Genomic DNA, 18,989 nt, shown 5'->3' with positions numbered 1-18,989 from the left:
CCTAGTCCACCGGTGTTAAGCGCCCGTTGCGTTCGATGTAACTGCGGCCGGTGGCCGGGCAGAGCCAGCAGGCGCCGGCCTGTTTAAGCGGATGTCCTGCCTCGCCCACCCAGCCTGACTGCCGGGCGGGGACACCGATCACAACGGCGTAGGGCGGCACGTCCCTGGTGACCACCGCGCCGGCAGCTACGGTCGCCCACTCCCCGATCGAGGCGGGGCCGATACAGATGGCACCGGCTCCGATGGAAGCACCCCGGCCGACCGTGACGCCGACGGCGACCCAGTCATCCGGGTCCTTCAGCGTTCCGTCCGGCGTGATGGCCCGCGGGTGCAGGTCATTGGTAAGAACGGCCGCGGGTCCGACGAAGACGCCGTCCGCCAGGCGGGCCGGCTCATAGACGAGGGCATAGTTTTGCAGTTTGCAGTTGTTCCCCAGCACAACGCCGGGGCCCACGTAGGCCCCGCGGCCGATGTTGCAGTTACTGCCGAGGATGGCGTCCTCCCGGATCTGCGCCAGATGCCAGATTCGCGTTCCTTCCCCCACCACGGCGCTCTGAGCCACGTCGGCAGTTTCGGCGATGGATGTCACGGCGTTCCTCCAGGTGTGCGGCGGCGTTGTCATGAGCCGCTCAGGGCTGCCTGCAGCCGTTCCGCGACATACTGCTGCTGAGCCTCGGTGATGTGCGGATAGACGGGCAACGACAGAATCCCGCGAGCGGCCCGTTCTGCGACCGGAAAACTCCCGGGGCCGAGCTCCATCCCGCGATAAGCCCCGCTCAGATGGACCGGGACCGGGTAGTGGATGCCGGCGCCGATCCCCGCGGCGTTCAGCTCGGCGAGGACCCGGTCCCGATCGGGGACGCGGACCACGTACAGATGCCAGACATCGAGGTTGCCGGGGGCGCTGCGGGGGAGCTCGACGCCGGGCACGTCCGCCAGCAGCTCCCGGTAACGTGACGCGGCCTGCCGGCGCCGTTCGTTCCAGCCCGCCAGCCTCCGCAGCTTGGCGTTCAGTACCACTGCCTGGACGGTGTCGAGACGTGAATTCATACCCACCGCGTCGTGCTCGTATTTGCGTGCGCTCCCGTGCGCGCCAAGCATCCGGACTCGGGCGGCGACGTCCCCGTCGGCGGTCAGTACGGCGCCGGCATCACCGGCCGCCCCGAGGTTCTTGCCCGGATAGAAGCTTGTTCCGGCAGCCAATCCCAGTGTGCCGGCGCACCGGCCGTAGCGGGAGGCGCCCTGGGCCTGGGCGGCGTCTTCGATGATCACTGCGCCGCACGCGGCCGCGATCGGTTCCAGGCGCTCAACGAATGCCGTTTGGCCGAACAAGTGAACGGGCACGATCGCTTGGGTCCGCCGCGTGACAGCCTGCCCCACCTGGTCCGGGTCGATCAGCAGGTACTCCGGGTCGACGTCGACGAGGACCGGCACGGCACCGGTCCGGCTCACCGCCTCGGCGGTAGCGATAAACGTGTTGGCGGGGAGAATGACTTCCCCGCCCGCACCGACCCCGCACGCGCGCAGGGCCAGTTCCAGTGCATCCGTGCCGTTGGCCACCCCGACGCAGTGTCCGGTGTCGAGGAAACGGGCGTAGGCCTGCTCAAATTCCGCCACGGCGGGGCCGCCAATGAACGAAGTCCGGGCGAAAACCTCTTTCAGGCCAATGTCGACTTCCTCGGCGATCTCGTCCTGCTGAGCGCCCAGGTCAACGAAGGGGACGCAGACTCTGGCTTCCAACGGCAACGTCATCCCCGGGCGCCCGCCGCGGCAGCCGAGGGTTTGAGCACCCGGGCCGGCACTCCGGCCCAGGTCTCGTCCGGCGGCACATCGGCCAAGACTGCGGCCCCCATGCCAATCACAGAACCCGACCCCACGGTGGTGCCTTCACGGACCGATGAGTTCATGCCAAGGTAAGCCGCACGGCCGATCCTGACCCCGCCGCCCAAACAAACGCCGGCAGCCAAGGTGGCGAAGTCCTCCACTACGTCGTCATGGGTCAACGTCACACCAGGCATCAGCACCACATGGCTTCCGACCATGATCGCGGCGGTCAGGGTGATATTTCCCAGCAGGATGCTTCCGGGGCCGACCTCGCAGCAGGAAGGGACCCGCACCGAAGGATCAACAACGGTTGCGAAGCGGTAGGCCGGTACACCCAAACCGGCCAGTCGCGCCACAACACGCTCCCGCGCCCGCCCGGCGCCGATGCAAACGACGACCCGTGCTGCGGGATAACGCAGGGCATAGCTGACGGGTCCCAGGATGGGGGCACCATCAAGGGCAGAACCTACCTTGGCGTCGTCGTCGTCGAGGACGCCGACAACGTCGAATTGTCCGTTCTCGCGGACGCAGGAAAGCACCTCGCGGGCGAGGCCGCTGGCGCCGATCACAAGGAGCTCTGTCATGGCTTTTCCTCGGCAGACCTGGCTATCGAATCGATCACCCTGGACTGCTCGTCCGGTGTCAGCTGGTGGTATACGGGCAGGATTAAGGTGCTGTCCGTGAGCCGCTCCGTCACCGAGAGGTCAGCTTTCCCGGTGTCCATCCCGGCGTAGGCAGGCTGCCGGTGCGCGGCCATAATTCCCCGACGGGCGGAAATTCCGTCCTGGGCCAGTCGCGCCAGGAGTTCCTCCCGCCCGAGGGCAAAGCCCGGCAGTACTTCGAGCCAGAAGGACTGGAAATTGCTGGTCCCGTACAAGGGGTCCTGGCTGAAGCGCAGGCCCTCAACCCCGGCGAGTGCCCTGCGGTACGTATTGGCGATTGCCCGGCGCCGGGACACCGCCTCACCCAGGCGTTCCAGCTGCACGAGCCCGACGGCCGCCTGCAGATCCGTCATCCGGTAGTTAAAACCGATCTCGCCATACGATTCCGCTGGCGCCAGGACCGTGGAGTGCCGCTCGTTCGCCGAGACGCTCATGGCGTGCTCCCGCAACGTCCGCGCCCGGTTGGCCCAGGCCGCGTTGTCGGTGGTCAGCATCCCGCCTTCCCCGGTGGTCAGTATTTTGCGGGGGTGGAAGGACCAGGCCGCGAGCTCGGCTCCCGCCCCCACTGGCCGGCCCCGGTACGTTGAGCCCGCCGCGCAGGCTGCGTCCTCGATGACGGTGATGCCCAGTGGGTCGCACAGGCCACGGATCGGATCCAGATCAACCGGCATACCTCCCTGGTCCACGACGATCACAGCGCGCGTGGCGGGGGTCAGGGCAGCCTCAAGTGTCGACACCGACACATTCCCCGTGTCCGGCTCAACATCGGCGAAAACGGGACGGGCACCGACATAGGTGACAGAATTTGCGGTGGCGATGAATGAGAAGGACGGCACTACAACGTCATCACGCGGCCCAATGCCGGCCACCTTCAGTGCCAGATGCAGGGCAGCTGTGCAACTGGACACGGCGACGGCGCAGCCGGCCTGCTGCGTCTCCGCGAAGGCTTCTTCGAAGCGCTTCACGCGTGGTCCCTGCGCCACCCAGCCCGAGGCGATCACTTCGGCTACCGCTTCGGCTTCCTCGGCTCCGAGCCACGGCTTCATCACGTTGATCCGGCTCAGGACAGGGTTCTTGCCGGCCGTCACCGCGCGCCCCCGACCCTGGCGTCCGCAATCTCGGCGCGCAGCGGCCGCCACCAGTCCACCAATTCGCGCAGTCCGTCCGCTAGCCCGGTTTCGGCACTGAAACCAAGCTCGCGTGTGGCCGCGCCCGTGTCCGCCTGGCGTCGGACGACCCCGTTCACAGCACGGTCGGGGCCGTGCTCTACGGCCAGTTCCGAACCCATGGCCCGCAATAGTGCTTCAGCCAGTTCCAGCAGGCTGGTTTCGACCCCGCTGGCGACGTTGTAGACGCCCGCGTCCACCGGGCTGCCAGCGGCCAGGATATTGGCCCGTGCCACATCCCTCGTGTGCACAAAATCCATGGTCTGCTGTCCGTCGCCGAAGATCAGGGGCGGCAGCCCGTCGTCGATTCGTTCCATCCAGCGAACCAGCACCTCGGTGTAGAGGCCGTGGACGTCCATCCGCGGACCGTACACGTTGAAGTAGCGCAACAGCACGTAGTCCAGGCCGTGCATCGCGCGGAAACTACGGGCCATGGCCTCGTTGAAGGACTTGGCTGCGCCGTAAAATGTGTCGTTGTTGTGGTGGTGATGGCGTTCGGCGGTCGGAAAGGTCTCCGCCAGGCCGTAGACAGAGGCGCTGGACGCCGCCACGAGCTTGCCGACCCGCTGGGCGGACACTGCTTCGAGCACATTAAACGTCCCGTCCACCAGCACCTCAAGGGCAAGACGAGGCTCTTCGGCGCATTGGGTGATGCGAATGGCTGCCTGGTGGAAGACAATGTCCTTGCCGCGGCACAAGTCATGGACCAGGTCCCGGTCGCGGATGTCCCCTTCGATCAGGTGCACCCGTCCGCTGGAGCGGGCCGGATCGAGGTTGGCCCGGCGGCCGCGGACCAAGTTGTCCAGCACATCGATCCTGCCGGCGCCGGCGTCCAGCAGTTGGTCCACGACCGTGGACCCGATGGTTCCCGCTCCGCCGGTGACCAGGACGTGTGCTCCTTGGAGTGTGCTCATCTGCTGACCTCAAGTTTCGGTTCGTTGCCGACCACAACGCTGGCCTTCCCGTCGGCACGGAGGCTGTCGCTGACTGCCTCCAGCACACAGAGCACCCGGAGACCGGAAGCGCCGCTGGTTCGGGAAGGGCGCCGCTGCCGGATACTGTTGGCGAATTCCGCCACCATCTCCCCGAGCGCCTCATACTCGGGGAGGGCCGGTGACCAGGTATCGCCCAGCCGGTACGAGATGGCCGAGGCGGTTCTGGCTGCCGCTGACGGTGACTTGCGGTCCAGGCTGACTCCGCGGTCGTAGATACTGAGCCGCTGCTGGGGGTTCAAGTCATCCCACACCAGGGTCCGCCGGGAGCCTCCGACCACAAGCTGGCGGATTTTGGTCGGACTCAACCAGTTCACGTGCACGTGGGCCATTGCATCGTTGGGCAACGCGAACGTCAGGTGCCCAACACAGGCGTGACCGGTACCGAGCGGATCAGCGCCGTGCGCAGCAACCTCGACCGGACGCAGCCCACCCGGGAGAATGAAGTCGAGAATGGACAGGTCGTGGGGCGCAAGGTCCCAGAACACATCCACATCCGGTTGCAGCAGGCCCAGGTTGATCCGGACCGAATCGATGAACAGAATGTCCCCGAGCGACCCGTCGGCGATCAGCTCCCGGATCTTCAGCACTGCCGGGGTGTAGCAGTAGGTGTGGTCGGCCATCAGGACCAGCCCCCGCTCATCCGCTACTTCAACCATCTCCAGTCCCCTCAGCCGGCTGTCGGCCAGGGGCTTCTCGACCAGCACGTGTTTCCCGGCTTTCAACGCCGTCAGGGCGATGCCGTGGTGCGTGTGGGCGGGCGTTGCAATCGCTACGGCGTCGACGTCGGCCAGGTCCAGCAGTTCATCGATGGACTTAAAGACCGGAACCCCGCCCTGGGCAGCGGCGAGCTTGGCGGCACGGTCTTGGTCCAGGTCCACGATGCCGGCCAGCTCCCAGTCCGGACTGACGGTGAAGTTCCGCGCCAGGTTGGGTCCCCAGTAGCCGGCACCGATGACGGCCGCCTTCAACGGCCCGCCGGTGGCCGCCAGATCCCGGCCACGGAGGTAATCTGAACGTGAATCATTCATTGAGTTTCCTTGCTCCGTTAGTACGCGCCCGCAGGCACGCACATTGCCCTGAAGGTGCGCCAGATGATGATGACGTCGCCCATGATCGACCAGTTCTCCACGTAGTAGAGATCCAGGCGCACCGCTTCGTCCCACGGCAGATCCGAACGGCCGTTGACTTGCCACAGGCCGGTAATCCCGGGCTTGATCAGCAGCCGTCGGTGCGTGTGCCTCTCGTAGCCGACCACCTCGCGCTGCAGCGGCGGCCGGGGCCCGACCAGGCTCATTGCTCCTGAGAGGACATTCCAGAACTGCGGCAGCTCGTCCAGCGAGTACCGGCGCATCCACCGCCCGCAGCGGGTCACCCGGGGGTCGTTGTGCATCTTGAAGAGAACCCCGGCGCCGTCGTTTTGGCCGGAAAGAACTGCCAGCGCGGCGTCGGCATCGGTGACCATGGATCTGATCTTGAGCATCCGGAACGGCTTTCCGGCTTTCCCGACGCGCTCCTGCCTGAAGAGAACGGGCCCGGGGCTGTCGTGTTTGACGATGATCGCGAGGACGAGAAAAAGCGGGGCCAGCAAGGCCAGGGCGGCCGAGGCCACAACGATGTCCAGCAGTCGCTTGAAGGCATGTTTGGCGCCGCTGTACCGGGGCACATCCACGTGCATCAGCGGCAACCCCTCCACCGGCCGCCAGTGGATCCGCGGCCCGGCAACATTGGTCAGGGACGAAGCGAGGACCAGCTCCGCCTTGTGCTCCTCCAGCCCCCAGCCCAGCTCACGGATGTATTGGTTACCGCCGGGTACCGGTCCGGCCACGATCACCGCTTCCGCCCCGCAGCGGCCGACGGTCCGGACAACGTCATCGGTGGAGGACAGCACGGGCACCCGGCGGCCGTCGACGTCGAAGGTTGTCCCCCGCCGCCCGCCCGGCAACGCCACACCGAGGATTTCGTAGACGGCCCCGGACTTCTTGGAGATCCGCTTGAGCACGTAGCGCACGTCCTCGGGCTCGCCGATCACAATCGCCCGCACGAGGAACTGCCCCAGGGCCTGACGGGAGTTGTACCATCGGCGCGCCGTCCAGCGGCCACCGGGCAACAGGACGAGTCCCAGCGGGAGCGAGACCAAATGGAACGCCGATGCCGGCTGGACACGAAAAGCAACAAGACCCACGGCGAGCAATCCGAAGACCGCGCCACTTGCCGCGGCCACGCGCTTGTATTCACTGGTCCCGGCACCGAGGATCTTTGTGTCCCTGGTCCGGTAGAGACCGAGTGCGGCGACCCACAGGATGCCCAGGACCGCGCCGATCACAGCCGCGTTGAGATCAGCGAGGCTTCCTGTGAGAGGCTGGCCACCCTCGAAGCGGACCAGGAATCCGGCAAAGACACAGGCGGCGACCAGCAGGGCGTCCGTGCCGCGCAGTACCCGCCGCAAGAACCGTGCCCACTCCCGGCCCGAGAGCCGGTCAGGGGCCCGGACTGCCGGGACTGCGGCGGGCAACGGCTGGGGTCGAAAAATTACCGGTGGGATGCGTGCGTCGTGTTCGGCGTGGCGTTGGTGCGGGGCGTATGCGAGGTCGGCCATAGTCCCGCCGGCGCGGCTGGCACCGTGTCCCGGGGCCGCTGGGGTCAGCCCCGGGGCCATCCACTCCGGACGCGCTGTCACCGGCGTTCCTCAAACCCGTGGCCCGCAGCTTTGGGAACACTTTCATCCACACAGCGGAAGGGAGCCCGGCGCAGGGAAGATCGTTCCGTCGAAAAAACATCCCGTGTGAACGCCAACAAGCGCGTCATAGTGACTCCGTCCAGAATGCATTGGCTGCATCGGGTGATCCCTGAGTCAATCTAGGTTGGGAGGAATACGGCAGTCACGAGTGATTCGTACTCGCCTTTGCGAACCACACTCCGGAGACTTACCCGGGTAGTACTCATGGCCGGGGCCCAGCCACCCCGGCTTGTGCCGGAAATGCGAAGTCAAGTATCGCCGAGGACCGCCCGCCGATACTTCAGCCGGCCATCCGGATCGTCAAAGCACCTCGATCGATGGCCACAGCCAAATGCGTTCCGGCACCGAGATGGTCACCGTCCAGCTGGAACTCCTGCTCGCGCTCCAAGGTGATCTCGGCGGCCTTGCCCTGGAAGTACTCGACTGACTCGGTCTCGCGCTTGTTCCGGCCGAAGATCCCGGCGACAACGCCCAGCCAGCCAAACCGGCCGCGGGGCGCCAGGACCAACAGGTCCAGCACACCGTCGTCGAACTTGGCATCGGGAAAAATCTCGACTCCGCCCATGATCCGGCCGCAATTGCCGATCATAACGCTGCGGATCCTGCGTTGGACGGTTTTCCCGCCGTCGACGCTGATCTTCGCCTTAACCGGTTTGCCCGGAAGCTTACGGATGCCCGCTTCCACGTAGGCCACCCAGCCCATCCGGTCCTTCAGCACGTCCACGGTGTCGGCCATAATTGCCGCATCGTAGCCGAGACCGGCCATGACCAGGAACAACTGCTGCTCATCGGAGTGGTCGAGTGTTGCCTTGACGACATCGATGGTCCGTTCGCTGCCGGTGAGGACGCCCCGGCAGGCTGCAACCGGATCGCTGATGTCCACGCCGAGGTTGCGGGCCAGGAGGTTCCCGGTCCCCAGCGGCACCAGACCCATGGGCGTTTTGGTGCCTGCGAGCACCTCCGCGACGCAGCGCACGGTCCCGTCGCCGCCGGCCGCGATTACAACGTCGACCCCGGCCTCCAGTGCCTGGCGGGCCTGGCCGGTGCCCGGGTCCTCGATGCTGGTTTCGAGCCACAGCGGTTCAGCCCAGCCTTGTGTTTCGCAAAGCCGCAAGATCTCGCGCTGGAGCTCCGGTCCACCGGATTTGGCGGGGTTGATAACGACGGCGGCGCGCCGGGGTGGTGTAGTGCGTTCAGGCTCGGAATCGTTCTCTGGCATAACGTCCTTCAAGACATAGCGGGCGTGGGGTGTCCCGGATTGAAATCCTAGCGGGATTCCGTGCTTAACTTCGGCGGCTGGGCCGCGAACCGTGGACGTCCGCGTGTCACGGTCACTAGACTGGCCATGCTCAAGTACTGGAGCCTTCCGGGATGGGAATCCTGCCGGGAAGGCCGCCCGCCAGGATCGGCCTGGCGGGACGCGTTCCAGGGGCGGGAAGCGGGAGCACATGTCGGAAGCACAGGAGAATTTCTCGGCCGAGGCCGAGGCGTCCAGCATGGATCCCCATGATTGGGGCCGGGCCATGGCGCTGGCCGTCACGCGGCTGGCAGAACAGATCGCCCCGACGGACAGCGAGGACATCCATGCCTCGCTGGTGGGCAGGAACCTCCACCTTAAGATCCGTGACGACGCCGCGGGGGTCACTATTACGGTCTCGACCGCCCCTTCGCCGGACTCCGTCAACTGAGTGCAGCGAGCGTCAGGACGACAGGTCGGCGGAGATGAGTTCGGCGGTAGCAACCGTCGCCTCGCGCACCGAGCCCACGTAGGCCGCCGGGTCGGGCTGGCCGGCAAACGATTGGGCGTGCAGGGACACGTTAATGGCAGCGACCACCTTGAGGCCGTCATGGACCGGCGCGGCTACGCCGCCTCCAACGCTGTCTGGCCGTCCTTTTACGCCGAGATGTTCAGCACCAGGGTCCGCTTCTCCGGCCTGGCCATCGGCACCCAGCTCGGCTTCCTGATGGCAGGCTTCGCCCCGGCGATCGTCGCGGCCATGGGCGGCATCAAGCCCGGCGGCTGGGTCCAGATCAGCATCTTCACCGGCGCCATCTGTGTCACCGCGGCCGTCTCGGCCCTGACCGCCAAGGAATCCTTCAAAATTCCCACCAAGGAGCTCGGCCTCAAGTAACCCGGCCGCTGCGGGCAGGGCCGGTCCGGTCAGGTCCGGTCAGGGCCGGTCCGGTCAGGTCCGGTCAGGTCCGGTCAGGTCCGGTCAGGTCAGGTCAGGGTGTCAGGATGGCGCCTTTCCGTTCCCCAGGACCGCGGCCAGATCGAAGCCCGCCGGCACCTCGAGCTGGTCATAGGTGCAGGAGCGCGGCTCCCGGTCCGGGCGCCAGCGGACAAACTGCGTTGTGTGGCGGAACCTTTGACCCTCCATGTGGTCGTATTTCACCTCCACCACCCGGTCCGGCCGAAGCGGGGTAAACGAGAGGTCCTTGCCACCGCTCCACCGGCTGCCCTCGGCGTTGCGGGGTGTCCGGGTCCCTTCATCCTGGTGGGTCCGGGCCCAAGGGTGGCCCTCACCGCCGGCCACCAGCGGCTGGAGTTCACCGTAGAGGTCCTTGCGCCGCTGCATCGGGAAAGCCCCCACAACTCCGACGTTGGCGAGTCTGCCGGCAGCGTCATAAAGTCCCAGCAGGAGCGACCCGACGCGGTCCGGCCCGGAAGTGTGCACCCGGTACCCGGCGAGAACGCAGTCCGCGGTGCGTTCGTGCTTGACCTTGAACATCGAGCGTTTGTCCGGCAGATACTTCCCGTCGAGGGGTTTGGCCACGATCCCGTCGAGACCGGCTCCCTCGAACCGGTGAAACCATTCCTTTGCTGTTCCCCGGTCCCGGGTCGCGGCGGTGAGGTGGATTGGCGGGGCACTGCCGGCGAGCACACGCTCCAAGGCGGCACGCCGCTCGGCGAACGGACGGTCGGTCAGGTCCTCGTCGTCGAGGGCAAGCAGGTCAAACGCGACAAAACTCGCCGGTGTAGCTTCGGCCAGTAGCCGCACCCTGCTTGCGGCAGGATGGATCCGCTGCTGCAGCAGATCAAAGTCGAGCCGGTCGCCCGAGGCGCCGACCATAATGATCTCCCCGTCAATCACACAGCGCCGCGGAAGATTCATTTTCAGCGCCTCAACCAGCTCCGGGAAGTAACGCGTTAGGGGCTTAGCGTTGCGGCTGCCGATCTCCACCTCGGCCCCGTCACGGAAGATGAGGGACCTGAAACCGTCCCACTTCGGTTCGAACATCACCGGGCCCTCCGGCAGGGCCCGCACGGCCTTTGCCAGCATCGGCGCGATCGGCGGCATCAGCGGCAGTTGCATGGCCCTATTGTCCGCCCGGACCCCGGCGACCGCCAGCTGCCGCACGGCAACAACCCCGGCGCCGGACGCTTACCCATGTCTTACCGGATCGAAACGAGGTGGCAACATTGGCGCGCCACACTGGAAGCGCCGGCAAGAGCAGGCATCACGCTCCAGTCCAGGAGGTCCCGCCATGTTGAAGGAAGCCACAGCCCACGTGACCCGCATCCGCGCCTTGGATCAGTTGCACCGCGGCGACGAGATCGAGGCGCGGCTGAAGGTCGGCCCCAATTACGACGACGTGGTGATCCGCCGCGGGTGCGTCCAGGAAACCGCCCCCGGAATCAGCGTCGTGTGGATTATGGACCGGCAATCGGGCAGCCGGAAGGCGATTAACACCGACGAGTGCAGCCTCTGGCGGGTCGCTGCAAGCAGCTAGCCGCCCGCGACGGACTGGATGATCAGGAGCTCCTCACCCGGTGACACCCTGGTGCCCAGGCCTTGCAGCCGCCGGATTTCATTCCCGTTGACGTATATATTCACGTGACGCCGGACCGTCCCGGTTTCGTCCCGGAGCCGCCTTGCCAGGGCCGGGTATTCGTCGGCGACCAGGTCAAGCAAAGCCGCCACCGTCACCTCCGCGGCTACGGGTGCAGTCAGGAAGGACTGCCCGCCGGCAAGGGGATGGAGCACACTCGGCAACACCACGTTGATCCCGGCCACGGCGACTCAGGCATTCGCCGGGATGCCGGGCGTGGCCGTGCCGGACACCAGCGCCGGGCTTACAGCTGCGGCCCGCACGCACAGCACGTCGGGCAGGTGCGAAGCCAGCTCGGTGAAGTGGGCGCCTTCGTCGGCGCTGGCGTAAACGCTGCCGCCTCGCGTACCGAAGTACACCCCGGCAGGTTCCGCAGCGTCGACGCAGGCTGCGTCCCGCAGCACGGCGTTGAACTCAGCCTCTGGGAGCCCGTCGTCCAGGCGCTCCCAGCTCGCGCCGGCGTCGACTGTGCGGTGGACCGCCAACTTACCCTCGGGCGGGATTCGTTCGCCGTCGGCCTTGAGCGGGATGACCCAGGCGGTCCCGGCCCGCCGCGGATGCGTGAGCATCACGAATCCGAAGTCTGCGGGCAGACCGTCAGCGATCGAGGTCCAGCTCTCGGCATTGTCGTCGCTGCGGTAAACACCGTGGTGGTTCTGGGCATAGAGCCGGCCTTCGACCGAGGCGTCGGCGGCAATCTTGTGCACACACTGACCGAACTCCGGGTTGGGGTCGGGCATAAAGTAGGCCGAAATTCCCTGGTTGCGCGGCTCCCAGGAGCTCCCGCCGTCGAGCGAGCGGTAGACGCCGCCGGTGCTCATCGCGACGTGAACCTTCTCACCGGTGCGGTCCACAACGATGGAGTGCGCCGCAGCGCCACCGTAGCCGGCACCCCATTCACTGCGGTGCGGGTGGTCCCAGAGCCCGCGGTTAAGTTCGAAGTGTTCACCGCCGTCGATCGATTTCCAGACCGAGATCGGCTCACAGCCGGCCCAGACGACGCCGGGGCGGGACTCGGCATCGGGGTAGATCTGCCAGATGCGTTCGAGCGCAGCATCCGTGCCCGCCGGAAACCGGATGGCACCCTGCTCGGGCTCGCTCCAGGTCTCGCCCAGGTCATCGGAGTGGAAGACCGTGGGACCCCAATGCTCCGAGCGGACGCCGGCCAGGATCCGGGTCCGGCCATCCCTGCTGTCGATGCCGATACTGGGGACTTCGCTCATCAGGAAATGCGGGCCGGAAAGGGACCAGTCCTTGCGGTCGGGGCTGGTAGCGAGCCAGAGACCTTTTTTGGTGCCGATCGCCAGGACATAACTCTCTTCGGTAGCCATGCCCCCATGCAACCACCACCTGCTGCTGGCCGCAATGGTGTCTTCCCGTGCGCTTTTGTTCGGCTTTGTCAGTCCACGTATTCGGACTGGGTGGCGATGAAGTCCCAATCGGCGCCGGTAAGCACCCCGGAAACATCCGCCGGGTGGGGGCCGCCGGCCTCGGCAATTCCCTGGAGTACCGGCAGCGGGAACTCGGCGGCGCGAAGGTTTTCCCGCAGCCACTCCTTGCTCGCCAGATCCAGATCCAGCCACCACATAAAGATTTCCACAGCGGTCACCCTTTCCTCAGTTTCTCAACGTTAGGCCGCGTCCCCGGGGTGTTCAAGAGCCGGTTGACCCTGGCGGCTACAGGTCCTCGAGCACGACGGCGGGCCGTTCGAGTGCGCCCGGGACGATCGAGTAGTAGGCCCAGGTGCCACGCTTTTCGCGGTGCAGCAGGCCTGCGTCCACGAGGATCCTAAGGTGATGGGAAACCGTCGGCTGGCCGAGCTCAAGGGGTGCAGTAAGGTCGCAGACGCAAGCCTCGCCGCCGTCGGACGCCTTGATGATGGACAACAGCCGCAGCCGGTTCGGGTCGGCAAGGGCCTTGAAGAATTGGGCCTTGCCCTGCGCCTGATCCGCAGCCAAAAATGGCATCCCGGACGAGGTGCCGGATATTTCCGCGGCCGCGGGCTTAACAATCTGCAGCGTCGTCATCTCTCCATTATGCACCATATTGACAGTGGTCGATATGGTGGGCAGGGTTGAAACCCGGACCGGGGAATAAGCCCCTGTTCGCGCCGCGGGGCAGGGGAAAGAATGGAGTATGTCCGCCGAGCGCCAGATTGCCCAGCCCCCGCTTGTTGTCGGCGTGCTCCCGGGGCAGAGCCCCGGGGTGCTCCAGACCGCAGCCGCACTGGCGGCTGGCCTCGGTACCGAGCTGATCTGCGCCCACGTGGATGAAGAAAGCTATCTCGTGGAGTGGGACCCGACGCGGTCCGCGCACCGGCTCTCGCTGCACCCGGACACGGACAACGCCGAGATCAGGGCAGTGGCCCGGGAACTGCGGAGCATGATCAACGCCGCCTGCGACCCGCTGGGCATTCCGTGGACCCTGCGGACGCTGGCGGGGGACCCGGCCCGGGCGCTTGGCAGGCTTGCGGCTGAGGTCGGCGCCCCCATGATTATCGTGGGTACGCCGGAACCCGGGCTGGGGCACCGCGTCTCCGCGGCCCTCAACGGTTCGGTGGCCGCTTGGCTCAGCCACCACCAGGACCATCCGATCCTGGTGGTTCCGGTCCGGCCCGCAGTCCATCACCAGACAAAACATGACTCGTGAGCTAATGGTTTGCGCGTTGTCTAAGGGTTCAACCGAACCTCCCGTAAGTAAAGTGAAAGTAGTTATTCGGGGTGCTGGCTTTCTCCACTTACCGCCGAGTATGGTTGAATCCGTGGGCCAGAGACGGCCCCCAAAGACTGCTCCGGAGTGCGTATCCCCCAATAACGCACTCCGGAGCTTTTTTGTCCCCGGGCGCTTTCGCAGGGCCCGACCGTGCGCCCGCACCGCGCTTGCACCGTGCGCCCGCACCGCGCTTGCACCATACCCCTGGGGGGTATATGTTTGGGTTATGGACGAGCACGAAATCGCTGTCGCATCAGGCGCGGACACCGAACCTCCCCAACAGCACGGCTATTCCGCGAACAAAGACGCTTACCTGCGGCGGCTGAAGCGGATTGAAGGCCAGGTTCGTGGCATCGCGAGGATGGTCGAGGAAGACAAGTACTGCATCGACATCCTCACCCAGGTCGCCGCCGCCACCAAGGCCCTGCACGCCGTCAGCCTGGGGCTGGTGGAGGAACATATCGGGCACTGCGTCGTCGGCGCCGCCGCAGAACCGGACCCCTCGCTGCGGGCCGCAGCGATTGATTTTAAGGTCAAAGAAGCCACTGACGCTATCGGCCGCCTGTTGCGGTAGCGGCACCATCGACAACAACACCGGGCCGTGGACCACAACAGCCCGTCCCCAGAGGAGAGAGCCATGAGCACCGTATCCACCATCGTCAACGTGTCCGGGATGACGTGCGCGCACTGCGTGTCATCCGTCAGCGAGGAACTGGAGTCCCTGGCGGGTGTCGAGAAGGTCGACGTCGACCTCAACGCCGGGGGCGTCTCCACGGTCACCATCACTTCCGGCGGGGCCTTGTCCTCCGCCGAGATCAGCGAGGCCGTTGCGGAATCGGGCTACCTGGTGGTGGCCAACGAGACCTGAGCGCCACCCGCCCGTCATTCCACGCCGCGCACACCATCTGGACAGGACCACAGTGAGTACAGAGCAGTTATTCGGCCAGCCCGGAAACCGGGTGATCGAGCTCGACATCGAGGGCATGACCTGTGCCTCCTGTGTCGGCCGTGTTGAACGCAAGCTCGGCAAACTTGACGGCGTGACAGCCAGCGTCAACCTGCCGTTGGAGTCGGCACAGGTCACAGTGCCGGCGGCCATCACGGACGCCCAAATCACCGCCACCGTAGCGGCAGCAGGGTACAAGGCGACAGTCCGGCCTCCCCGGTTCACCGTCGAAACGCCGGCTGGTGGCGCCACCCGCGGCGACCACCTACCGGCCCACCCGGCAGCCAAGCTCCGCCCGCGCCTGGTGACCGCTGCCGTCCTCACCATCCCGGTCTTCCTGATTTCGATGTTCCCCGTTTTCCAGTTCGCCAACTGGGGCTGGGCAGCAGGGGCCCTGGCCCTGCCGGTGGTTACCTGGGCCGCCTGGCCGTTCCACCGCGCCGCTGCCATTAATGCCCGGCACCTGGCCTCCACGATGGACACTCTTGTCTCCATCGGGGTGACGGCCGCTTACGTCTTCTCGGCCTGGCAGCTATTCGCAGACCCGCAGATGACCGGGCACGCGGGCGGGGAAAGCATGGCGATGGGTTCGGGCGGACTCTACTTCGAGGTTGCCTCGGTGGTCACCACATTCCTGCTGTTGGGCCGCTACCTGGAGGCCAACGCCAAGGAAAAGGCCGGCGACGCGCTCAAGGCCCTGCTGAATCTGGGAGCCAAGGATGCCACAGTCTTCCGGGACGGCCGGGAACAGCAGATCCCGGCCGATCAGCTTGGGGTAGGGGATCTCATTGTTGTCCGCCCCGGCGAGAAAATCGCGAGCGACGGCGTCGTCGTCGAAGGGAACTCCGCGGTGGACGCCTCGCTGGTAACCGGCGAATCGGTACCGGTGGAAGTCGGCCCTGGCACTCCGGTCACGGGCGCCACCATCAACACCTCCGGCCGGCTGCTGGTCCGCACCACCCGCGTCGGAGCCGAAACGACTTTGGCCCAGATGGGCCGTCTGGTCGCCCAGGCGCAGACCGGCAAGGCGCCGATCGCCCGCCTTGCCGACCGGATCAGCGCGGTGTTCGTGCCGGTGGTCCTCCTCATCGCTGCCCTCACTTTCGGCGCCTGGCTGCTCGCGGCCGGCCCGGCCATCAGCGACGCCGAACTGCGCGCGGCTTTCACGGCCGCCGTCGCTGTACTTGTCATCGCCTGCCCCTGCGCCCTTGGCCTCGCCACCCCCGTAGGTCTGCTCACCGGAACCGGCCGCGGCGCGCAGCTGGGGATCCTGATCAAGGGACCACAAGTCCTTGAGGACACCCGGACCGTTGACACCATCCTGCTGGATAAAACCGGTACCGTGACCAGCGGCCACCTGGCTGTCGACGGCAGCGAGGCCTTCGGAGCCTTCAGCACAAACGAGGTCCTGCGCCTGGCCGGTTCGGTCGAAGCCGCATCTGAGCACCCGATCGCGCGTGCCATCGCTGCGGCCGCGCTCTCCGCCGAACGCCGCACCAACGACGCCGGGACCCTTCCTGCCGTCACCGGGTTCCGGTCGGCCCCGGGCGGCGGGGTCGAGGGAAAGGTTGCAGGAAAGGTCGTAACGGCTGGCCGGACGGGCTGGCTTGCCGAAAACCGCATCTCCCCGACCGCCTCACAGCTTCAGGCATTCAGCGCCGCCGAACATTCCGGGGCCACAGCCATCTGGCTCGCCGTGGATGGGCAGCCGGCAGGCATCATCAGCCTGCGGGACACGCTCAAGCCGGGCTCAGCCCCCGCAATCCGCCGGCTCCGTGAGCTCGGCCTCCGGCCGATCCTCCTGACCGGGGACAATGCGGCCGTCGCCGCCCAGGTGGCCGCCGACGTCGGCATCGCTCCCGAAGACGTTTTCGCCGGGGTGCTGCCGGCGGGCAAGGTCCAGGCCGTCAGGAAGCTGCAGGACGCCGGCGCCATTGTCGCCATGGCTGGCGACGGCGTGAACGACGCCGCGGCACTGGCCCAGGCAGACCTCGGCATCGCTATGGGTTCAGGCACTGACGTCGCGATCGAGGCCGCAGACCTGACGGTCATGGGCAACGACCTGGGGCAGGTGGCCCAGGCCATCGAATTGTCCCGCCGGACCCTCGCGACGATCAAGACAAACCTCTTCTGGGCGTTCTTCTACAATGCCATCGGGATCCCGGTAGCAGCCCTGGGCCTGCTTAACCCGATGATTGCCGGCGCTGCCATGGCGGCCAGTTCCGTCCTGGTTGTGGCCAACTCTTTGCGGCTCCGCGGCTTCGGCAAGTAAGCCGCCGTCCGCCCGCCGCCTCAGGCCGCGCCGAAGCGGACTGCGGCCCTGGCCTTCGCTTTGGCAGCTTCCTCGCCGCGGTCCTTGGCTGGAGCCTGGGTGACCAGGGCGGCCAGCAGGTGCTCGGTAGCATGTGCAATCTCGTGGACAGCCCGGTTGAAAGCCTCTTCATTGACCTTCGACGGCTTGGTGCTCCCACTGATCTTGCGCACATACTGCAGCGCGGCGGCTTCCACCTCCGCGTCAGTGGCTTGGGGTTCAAAATTGTGGAGGGTGCGGATGTTTCGGCACATGCCTCCATGCTAGGCCCCAATCAACCTGGGATCGAGGGCATGGGGAGGGCTGCCCATCGACACTATTTTGGCCGGCAGGATAGTTTGGGGGCATTGGATCTTCCGGAACAGCCGGAAGCCGCAGCGGAACCCGGCAGGGCCGGATCCGTTTCTAAGCTTTGAGGAGATTTTCGAATGGCTATTTGGGGCGCAGATATTGCTCAGCTCAAGACTCTTGGGACGAAGCTGCAGGCCGGTTCGTCGGAGATCGACAAGCAGAAGTCGATGCTCACCAAGGTGCTCGAGGGCACCGACTGGAAGGGCCCGGACGCCGATAAGTTCCGCAGCGAATGGAACGGCCAGCACGTGGCGGCACTGGCCAAGGTTTCCCAGGCACTGCAGGAGGCCGGCAAGCAGGCGAGCCGCAACGCCACCGAGCAGGAAAGCGCTTCCCGCTAGGCAAAAACTCCAGACACTAAGCCGGCCCGGACGCAGCAGCGTCCGGGCCGGCTTAGTCAGTTCGTGCCTACGGCACCGGTTCGACGTCGTTCGCGTGGTCCAGCGGTGCCGGCGACCCGGCTTCGCCGGCGCGGGACGGCGCCCAGAGTTCATCCAGCCGGACCAGGATCACGCCGCCGACAATCAGCAGCCCGCCGAGGAGCTGGATGGGGCCGGGCAGCTCGCCGAGCAAAAGCCACGCCCAGATGACGGCAAAGAGCACTTCGGTCAGCGACACAAAGGACGCCACTTTGGAGCCGAGGGCGCGTGCCGCCACAATGCCGGAGACATACGCAAGCACCGTGGCCAGGACCACAAGCCCGCTCAGAGCCACCCACCAAGGCGCCACCCAAGGGCCCAGCCGGGTATCGGCAGTGCTGAACGCCATCGGCAGCAGGCCGGTTGCCGCAGCAAGCCACATCGTCACTGCGCCCACCATAAGCCCGCCCGAGGCCAGTACGATCGGCGGCAGGGTGTCGTTTTCCTTGGCCGTGATGAAAAAATAGATCGCGAGGCAAACGGCCGCTGCTATCCCCCACAGGACTCCGACGATGTCGATCTTGACGGCTCCGGTGAGGTCCAGGACCAGGACCAGCCCGGCGAGGGACAGCAGCGTTCCACCGACTGTCAGTGGGCGGGGCCGTTTGCGGCTGGCGGCCCAGAGCCACAGCACGATAATCACGGGGGCCAGGTACTCCAGCAGGAGGGCAACCCCGACCGAAAGCCGTGCCACTGCGTTGAAATAGAACAACTGGCAGGCCGCGACCCCAATAAGCCCGAAAAGCAGGACGGTAAGCCAGTTGTCCCTCAGCTGGTGCCAGCGCCCGCGCAGTGCCGGGACTGCGGGAACGGCCAGGATGAGCGCGGCCCCGGTGAGGCGGGCCGTGACTGCTGCCCCGGGGCTCCAGCCGGTCTCCAGCAACGCCTTGGCAAAGGAGCCGGAGAGGCCGAACACCGCCGAGGAAAACAGGGCCACACCCAGCCCGGATGCCATGAACCCTGCCGCCGCGCCGGGGCGGCGGGCGCCGGGCGTTCCGGGGGATCGTGACCCGGAATCGGCCATGGCGGGCG

The 18,989-nt window shown here is 66.4% G+C and carries 22 protein-coding genes and 1 pseudogene; 8 read left to right on the top strand and 15 right to left on the bottom strand.

Features of this window, described 5'->3' with window-relative positions:
• Window position 1: 1 nt before the first annotated feature.
• The 8 genes from ABIB49_RS11510 to ABIB49_RS11475 all read right to left on the bottom strand — a co-directional run bounded on the left by ABIB49_RS11510 (window position 2) and on the right by ABIB49_RS11475 (window position 8,603).
• Window positions 2-589: an acyltransferase gene (locus tag ABIB49_RS11510; protein ID WP_226775635.1), complete on the bottom strand. Its 588-nt coding sequence runs from the start codon at window positions 587-589 to the stop codon at window positions 2-4.
• A 29-nt stretch (window positions 590-618) separates the two neighbouring features.
• A complete protein-coding gene (locus tag ABIB49_RS11505) occupies window positions 619-1,752 on the bottom strand; it encodes a DegT/DnrJ/EryC1/StrS family aminotransferase (protein ID WP_283480181.1) in 1,134 nt (377 codons plus the stop codon).
• Window positions 1,749-2,408, bottom strand: coding sequence for a NeuD/PglB/VioB family sugar acetyltransferase (locus tag ABIB49_RS11500; RefSeq protein WP_226775633.1), 660 nt, complete (start codon window positions 2,406-2,408; stop codon window positions 1,749-1,751). Before ABIB49_RS11500 ends, ABIB49_RS11505 begins: the two co-directional genes overlap by 4 nt.
• Window positions 2,405-3,532: a DegT/DnrJ/EryC1/StrS family aminotransferase gene (locus ABIB49_RS11495; protein WP_226775675.1), complete on the bottom strand. Its 1,128-nt coding sequence runs from the start codon at window positions 3,530-3,532 to the stop codon at window positions 2,405-2,407. Before ABIB49_RS11495 ends, ABIB49_RS11500 begins: the two co-directional genes overlap by 4 nt.
• Window positions 3,533-3,570: 38 nt before the next feature.
• Window positions 3,571-4,566 carry an NAD-dependent epimerase/dehydratase family protein gene (locus tag ABIB49_RS11490; protein WP_226775632.1) on the bottom strand — a complete coding sequence of 332 codons (996 nt, stop codon included), beginning with the start codon at window positions 4,564-4,566 and terminating at the stop codon, window positions 3,571-3,573.
• Window positions 4,563-5,675: a Gfo/Idh/MocA family protein gene (locus tag ABIB49_RS11485; protein WP_226775631.1), complete on the bottom strand. Its 1,113-nt coding sequence runs from the start codon at window positions 5,673-5,675 to the stop codon at window positions 4,563-4,565. Before ABIB49_RS11485 ends, ABIB49_RS11490 begins: the two co-directional genes overlap by 4 nt.
• Before the next feature lie 17 nt (window positions 5,676-5,692).
• Entirely contained in the window at window positions 5,693-7,243 is a 1,551-nt protein-coding gene (locus ABIB49_RS11480; protein ID WP_256446978.1) for a sugar transferase, read from the bottom strand.
• Window positions 7,244-7,664: 421 nt separating this feature from the next.
• Window positions 7,665-8,603 (bottom strand): diacylglycerol/lipid kinase family protein, encoded by a 939-nt coding sequence (locus ABIB49_RS11475; RefSeq protein WP_226775629.1) that lies wholly within the window; start codon window positions 8,601-8,603, stop codon window positions 7,665-7,667.
• A gap of 229 nt (window positions 8,604-8,832) precedes the next feature.
• Between ABIB49_RS11475 and ABIB49_RS11470 the strand changes: the two genes are divergently transcribed.
• Window positions 8,833-9,072, top strand: coding sequence for a hypothetical protein (locus ABIB49_RS11470; protein WP_226775628.1), 240 nt, complete (start codon window positions 8,833-8,835; stop codon window positions 9,070-9,072).
• A gap of 171 nt (window positions 9,073-9,243) precedes the next feature.
• Window positions 9,244-9,516, top strand: a pseudogene (locus ABIB49_RS11465) (MFS transporter); the annotation flags it as partial.
• 102 nt (window positions 9,517-9,618) lie between these two features.
• Here ABIB49_RS11465 and ABIB49_RS11460 read toward each other — a convergent pair.
• Complete coding sequence (locus ABIB49_RS11460) at window positions 9,619-10,701, bottom strand: ATP-dependent DNA ligase (protein WP_282360016.1); 1,083 nt, start codon at window positions 10,699-10,701, stop codon at window positions 9,619-9,621.
• Window positions 10,702-10,873: 172 nt separating this feature from the next.
• On the opposite strand from ABIB49_RS11460, the gene ABIB49_RS11455 reads away from it, so the two are divergent.
• Window positions 10,874-11,119: a hypothetical protein gene (locus ABIB49_RS11455; protein ID WP_226775626.1), complete on the top strand. Its 246-nt coding sequence runs from the start codon at window positions 10,874-10,876 to the stop codon at window positions 11,117-11,119.
• Here ABIB49_RS11455 and ABIB49_RS11450 read toward each other — a convergent pair.
• From ABIB49_RS11450 to ABIB49_RS11435, 4 genes are all read right to left on the bottom strand, one after another.
• Entirely contained in the window at window positions 11,116-11,403 is a 288-nt protein-coding gene (locus tag ABIB49_RS11450; RefSeq protein WP_354157075.1) for a MoaD/ThiS family protein, read from the bottom strand. The genes ABIB49_RS11455 and ABIB49_RS11450 overlap by 4 nt on opposite strands.
• A gap of 6 nt (window positions 11,404-11,409) precedes the next feature.
• Window positions 11,410-12,549 (bottom strand): WD40/YVTN/BNR-like repeat-containing protein, encoded by a 1,140-nt coding sequence (locus ABIB49_RS11445; RefSeq protein WP_226775624.1) that lies wholly within the window; start codon window positions 12,547-12,549, stop codon window positions 11,410-11,412.
• A gap of 68 nt (window positions 12,550-12,617) precedes the next feature.
• Window positions 12,618-12,818 (bottom strand): hypothetical protein, encoded by a 201-nt coding sequence (locus tag ABIB49_RS11440; protein ID WP_226775674.1) that lies wholly within the window; start codon window positions 12,816-12,818, stop codon window positions 12,618-12,620.
• A 76-nt stretch (window positions 12,819-12,894) separates the two neighbouring features.
• On the bottom strand, window positions 12,895-13,245 hold the full coding sequence (locus ABIB49_RS11435; RefSeq protein ID WP_226775623.1) for an ArsR/SmtB family transcription factor: 351 nt from the start codon (window positions 13,243-13,245) through the stop codon (window positions 12,895-12,897).
• Window positions 13,246-13,354: 109 nt separating this feature from the next.
• Here ABIB49_RS11435 and ABIB49_RS11430 point away from each other — a divergent pair, with 109 nt between their 5' ends.
• From ABIB49_RS11430 to ABIB49_RS11415, 4 genes are all read left to right on the top strand, one after another.
• Complete coding sequence (locus ABIB49_RS11430; protein ID WP_226775622.1) at window positions 13,355-13,867, top strand: universal stress protein; 513 nt, start codon at window positions 13,355-13,357, stop codon at window positions 13,865-13,867.
• Window positions 13,868-14,156: 289 nt separating this feature from the next.
• The gene (locus tag ABIB49_RS11425) at window positions 14,157-14,504 is read left to right on the top strand and encodes a metal-sensitive transcriptional regulator (protein WP_226775621.1); all 348 of its coding nucleotides are present in this window, start codon (window positions 14,157-14,159) and stop codon (window positions 14,502-14,504) included.
• A gap of 63 nt (window positions 14,505-14,567) precedes the next feature.
• Complete coding sequence (locus ABIB49_RS11420; protein WP_253031707.1) at window positions 14,568-14,798, top strand: heavy-metal-associated domain-containing protein; 231 nt, start codon at window positions 14,568-14,570, stop codon at window positions 14,796-14,798.
• A gap of 52 nt (window positions 14,799-14,850) precedes the next feature.
• Window positions 14,851-17,148 (top strand): heavy metal translocating P-type ATPase, encoded by a 2,298-nt coding sequence (locus ABIB49_RS11415; RefSeq protein WP_282360018.1) that lies wholly within the window; start codon window positions 14,851-14,853, stop codon window positions 17,146-17,148.
• Between the two features lie 20 nt (window positions 17,149-17,168).
• On the opposite strand, the gene ABIB49_RS11410 is transcribed toward ABIB49_RS11415, so the two are convergent.
• Window positions 17,169-17,441, bottom strand: coding sequence for a DUF2277 domain-containing protein (locus ABIB49_RS11410; protein WP_226775618.1), 273 nt, complete (start codon window positions 17,439-17,441; stop codon window positions 17,169-17,171).
• 174 nt (window positions 17,442-17,615) lie between these two features.
• On the opposite strand from ABIB49_RS11410, the gene ABIB49_RS11405 reads away from it, so the two are divergent.
• Entirely contained in the window at window positions 17,616-17,879 is a 264-nt protein-coding gene (locus ABIB49_RS11405; RefSeq protein WP_226775617.1) for a hypothetical protein, read from the top strand.
• A 67-nt stretch (window positions 17,880-17,946) separates the two neighbouring features.
• Here the strand turns inward: ABIB49_RS11405 and ABIB49_RS11400 are convergent, their stop codons facing one another.
• On the bottom strand, window positions 17,947-18,912 hold the full coding sequence (locus tag ABIB49_RS11400) for an EamA family transporter (protein WP_282360081.1): 966 nt from the start codon (window positions 18,910-18,912) through the stop codon (window positions 17,947-17,949).
• Between the last annotated feature and the right edge of the window lie 77 nt (window positions 18,913-18,989).

This window comes from Arthrobacter sp. UYCu512 (assembly GCF_040547075.1).
Lineage (GTDB): Bacteria > Actinomycetota > Actinomycetes > Actinomycetales > Micrococcaceae > Arthrobacter.
Note: the sequence above shows the minus strand (reverse complement) of the source record. Positions and strands in the feature narration are given on the sequence as shown.

Bases quoted from the DNA above. Each gene is read 5' to 3' on its own strand.
- ABIB49_RS11475 (WP_226775629.1), bottom strand. From the start codon at position 8,603: ATGCCAGAGAACGATTCCGAGCCTGAACGCACTACACCACCCCGGCGC.
- ABIB49_RS11420 (WP_253031707.1), top strand. From the start codon at position 14,568: ATGAGCACCGTATCCACCATCGTCAACGTGTCCGGGATGACGTGCGCG.
- ABIB49_RS11445 (WP_226775624.1), bottom strand. From the start codon at position 12,549: ATGGCTACCGAAGAGAGTTATGTCCTGGCGATCGGCACCAAAAAAGGT.
- ABIB49_RS11470 (WP_226775628.1), top strand. From the start codon at position 8,833: ATGTCGGAAGCACAGGAGAATTTCTCGGCCGAGGCCGAGGCGTCCAGC.
- ABIB49_RS11490 (WP_226775632.1), bottom strand. From the start codon at position 4,566: ATGAGCACACTCCAAGGAGCACACGTCCTGGTCACCGGCGGAGCGGGA.
- ABIB49_RS11495 (WP_226775675.1), bottom strand. From the start codon at position 3,532: ATGAAGCCGTGGCTCGGAGCCGAGGAAGCCGAAGCGGTAGCCGAAGTG.
- ABIB49_RS11505 (WP_283480181.1), bottom strand. From the start codon at position 1,752: ATGACGTTGCCGTTGGAAGCCAGAGTCTGCGTCCCCTTCGTTGACCTG.
- ABIB49_RS11500 (WP_226775633.1), bottom strand. From the start codon at position 2,408: ATGACAGAGCTCCTTGTGATCGGCGCCAGCGGCCTCGCCCGCGAGGTG.
- ABIB49_RS11405 (WP_226775617.1), top strand. From the start codon at position 17,616: ATGGCTATTTGGGGCGCAGATATTGCTCAGCTCAAGACTCTTGGGACG.
- ABIB49_RS11400 (WP_282360081.1), bottom strand. From the start codon at position 18,912: ATGGCATCCGGGCTGGGTGTGGCCCTGTTTTCCTCGGCGGTGTTCGGC.
- ABIB49_RS11435 (WP_226775623.1), bottom strand. From the start codon at position 13,245: ATGACGACGCTGCAGATTGTTAAGCCCGCGGCCGCGGAAATATCCGGC.
- ABIB49_RS11455 (WP_226775626.1), top strand. From the start codon at position 10,874: ATGTTGAAGGAAGCCACAGCCCACGTGACCCGCATCCGCGCCTTGGAT.
- ABIB49_RS11430 (WP_226775622.1), top strand. From the start codon at position 13,355: ATGTCCGCCGAGCGCCAGATTGCCCAGCCCCCGCTTGTTGTCGGCGTG.
- ABIB49_RS11425 (WP_226775621.1), top strand. From the start codon at position 14,157: ATGGACGAGCACGAAATCGCTGTCGCATCAGGCGCGGACACCGAACCT.
- ABIB49_RS11480 (WP_256446978.1), bottom strand. From the start codon at position 7,243: ATGGCCGACCTCGCATACGCCCCGCACCAACGCCACGCCGAACACGAC.
- ABIB49_RS11485 (WP_226775631.1), bottom strand. From the start codon at position 5,675: ATGAATGATTCACGTTCAGATTACCTCCGTGGCCGGGATCTGGCGGCC.
- ABIB49_RS11460 (WP_282360016.1), bottom strand. From the start codon at position 10,701: ATGCAACTGCCGCTGATGCCGCCGATCGCGCCGATGCTGGCAAAGGCC.
- ABIB49_RS11410 (WP_226775618.1), bottom strand. From the start codon at position 17,441: ATGTGCCGAAACATCCGCACCCTCCACAATTTTGAACCCCAAGCCACT.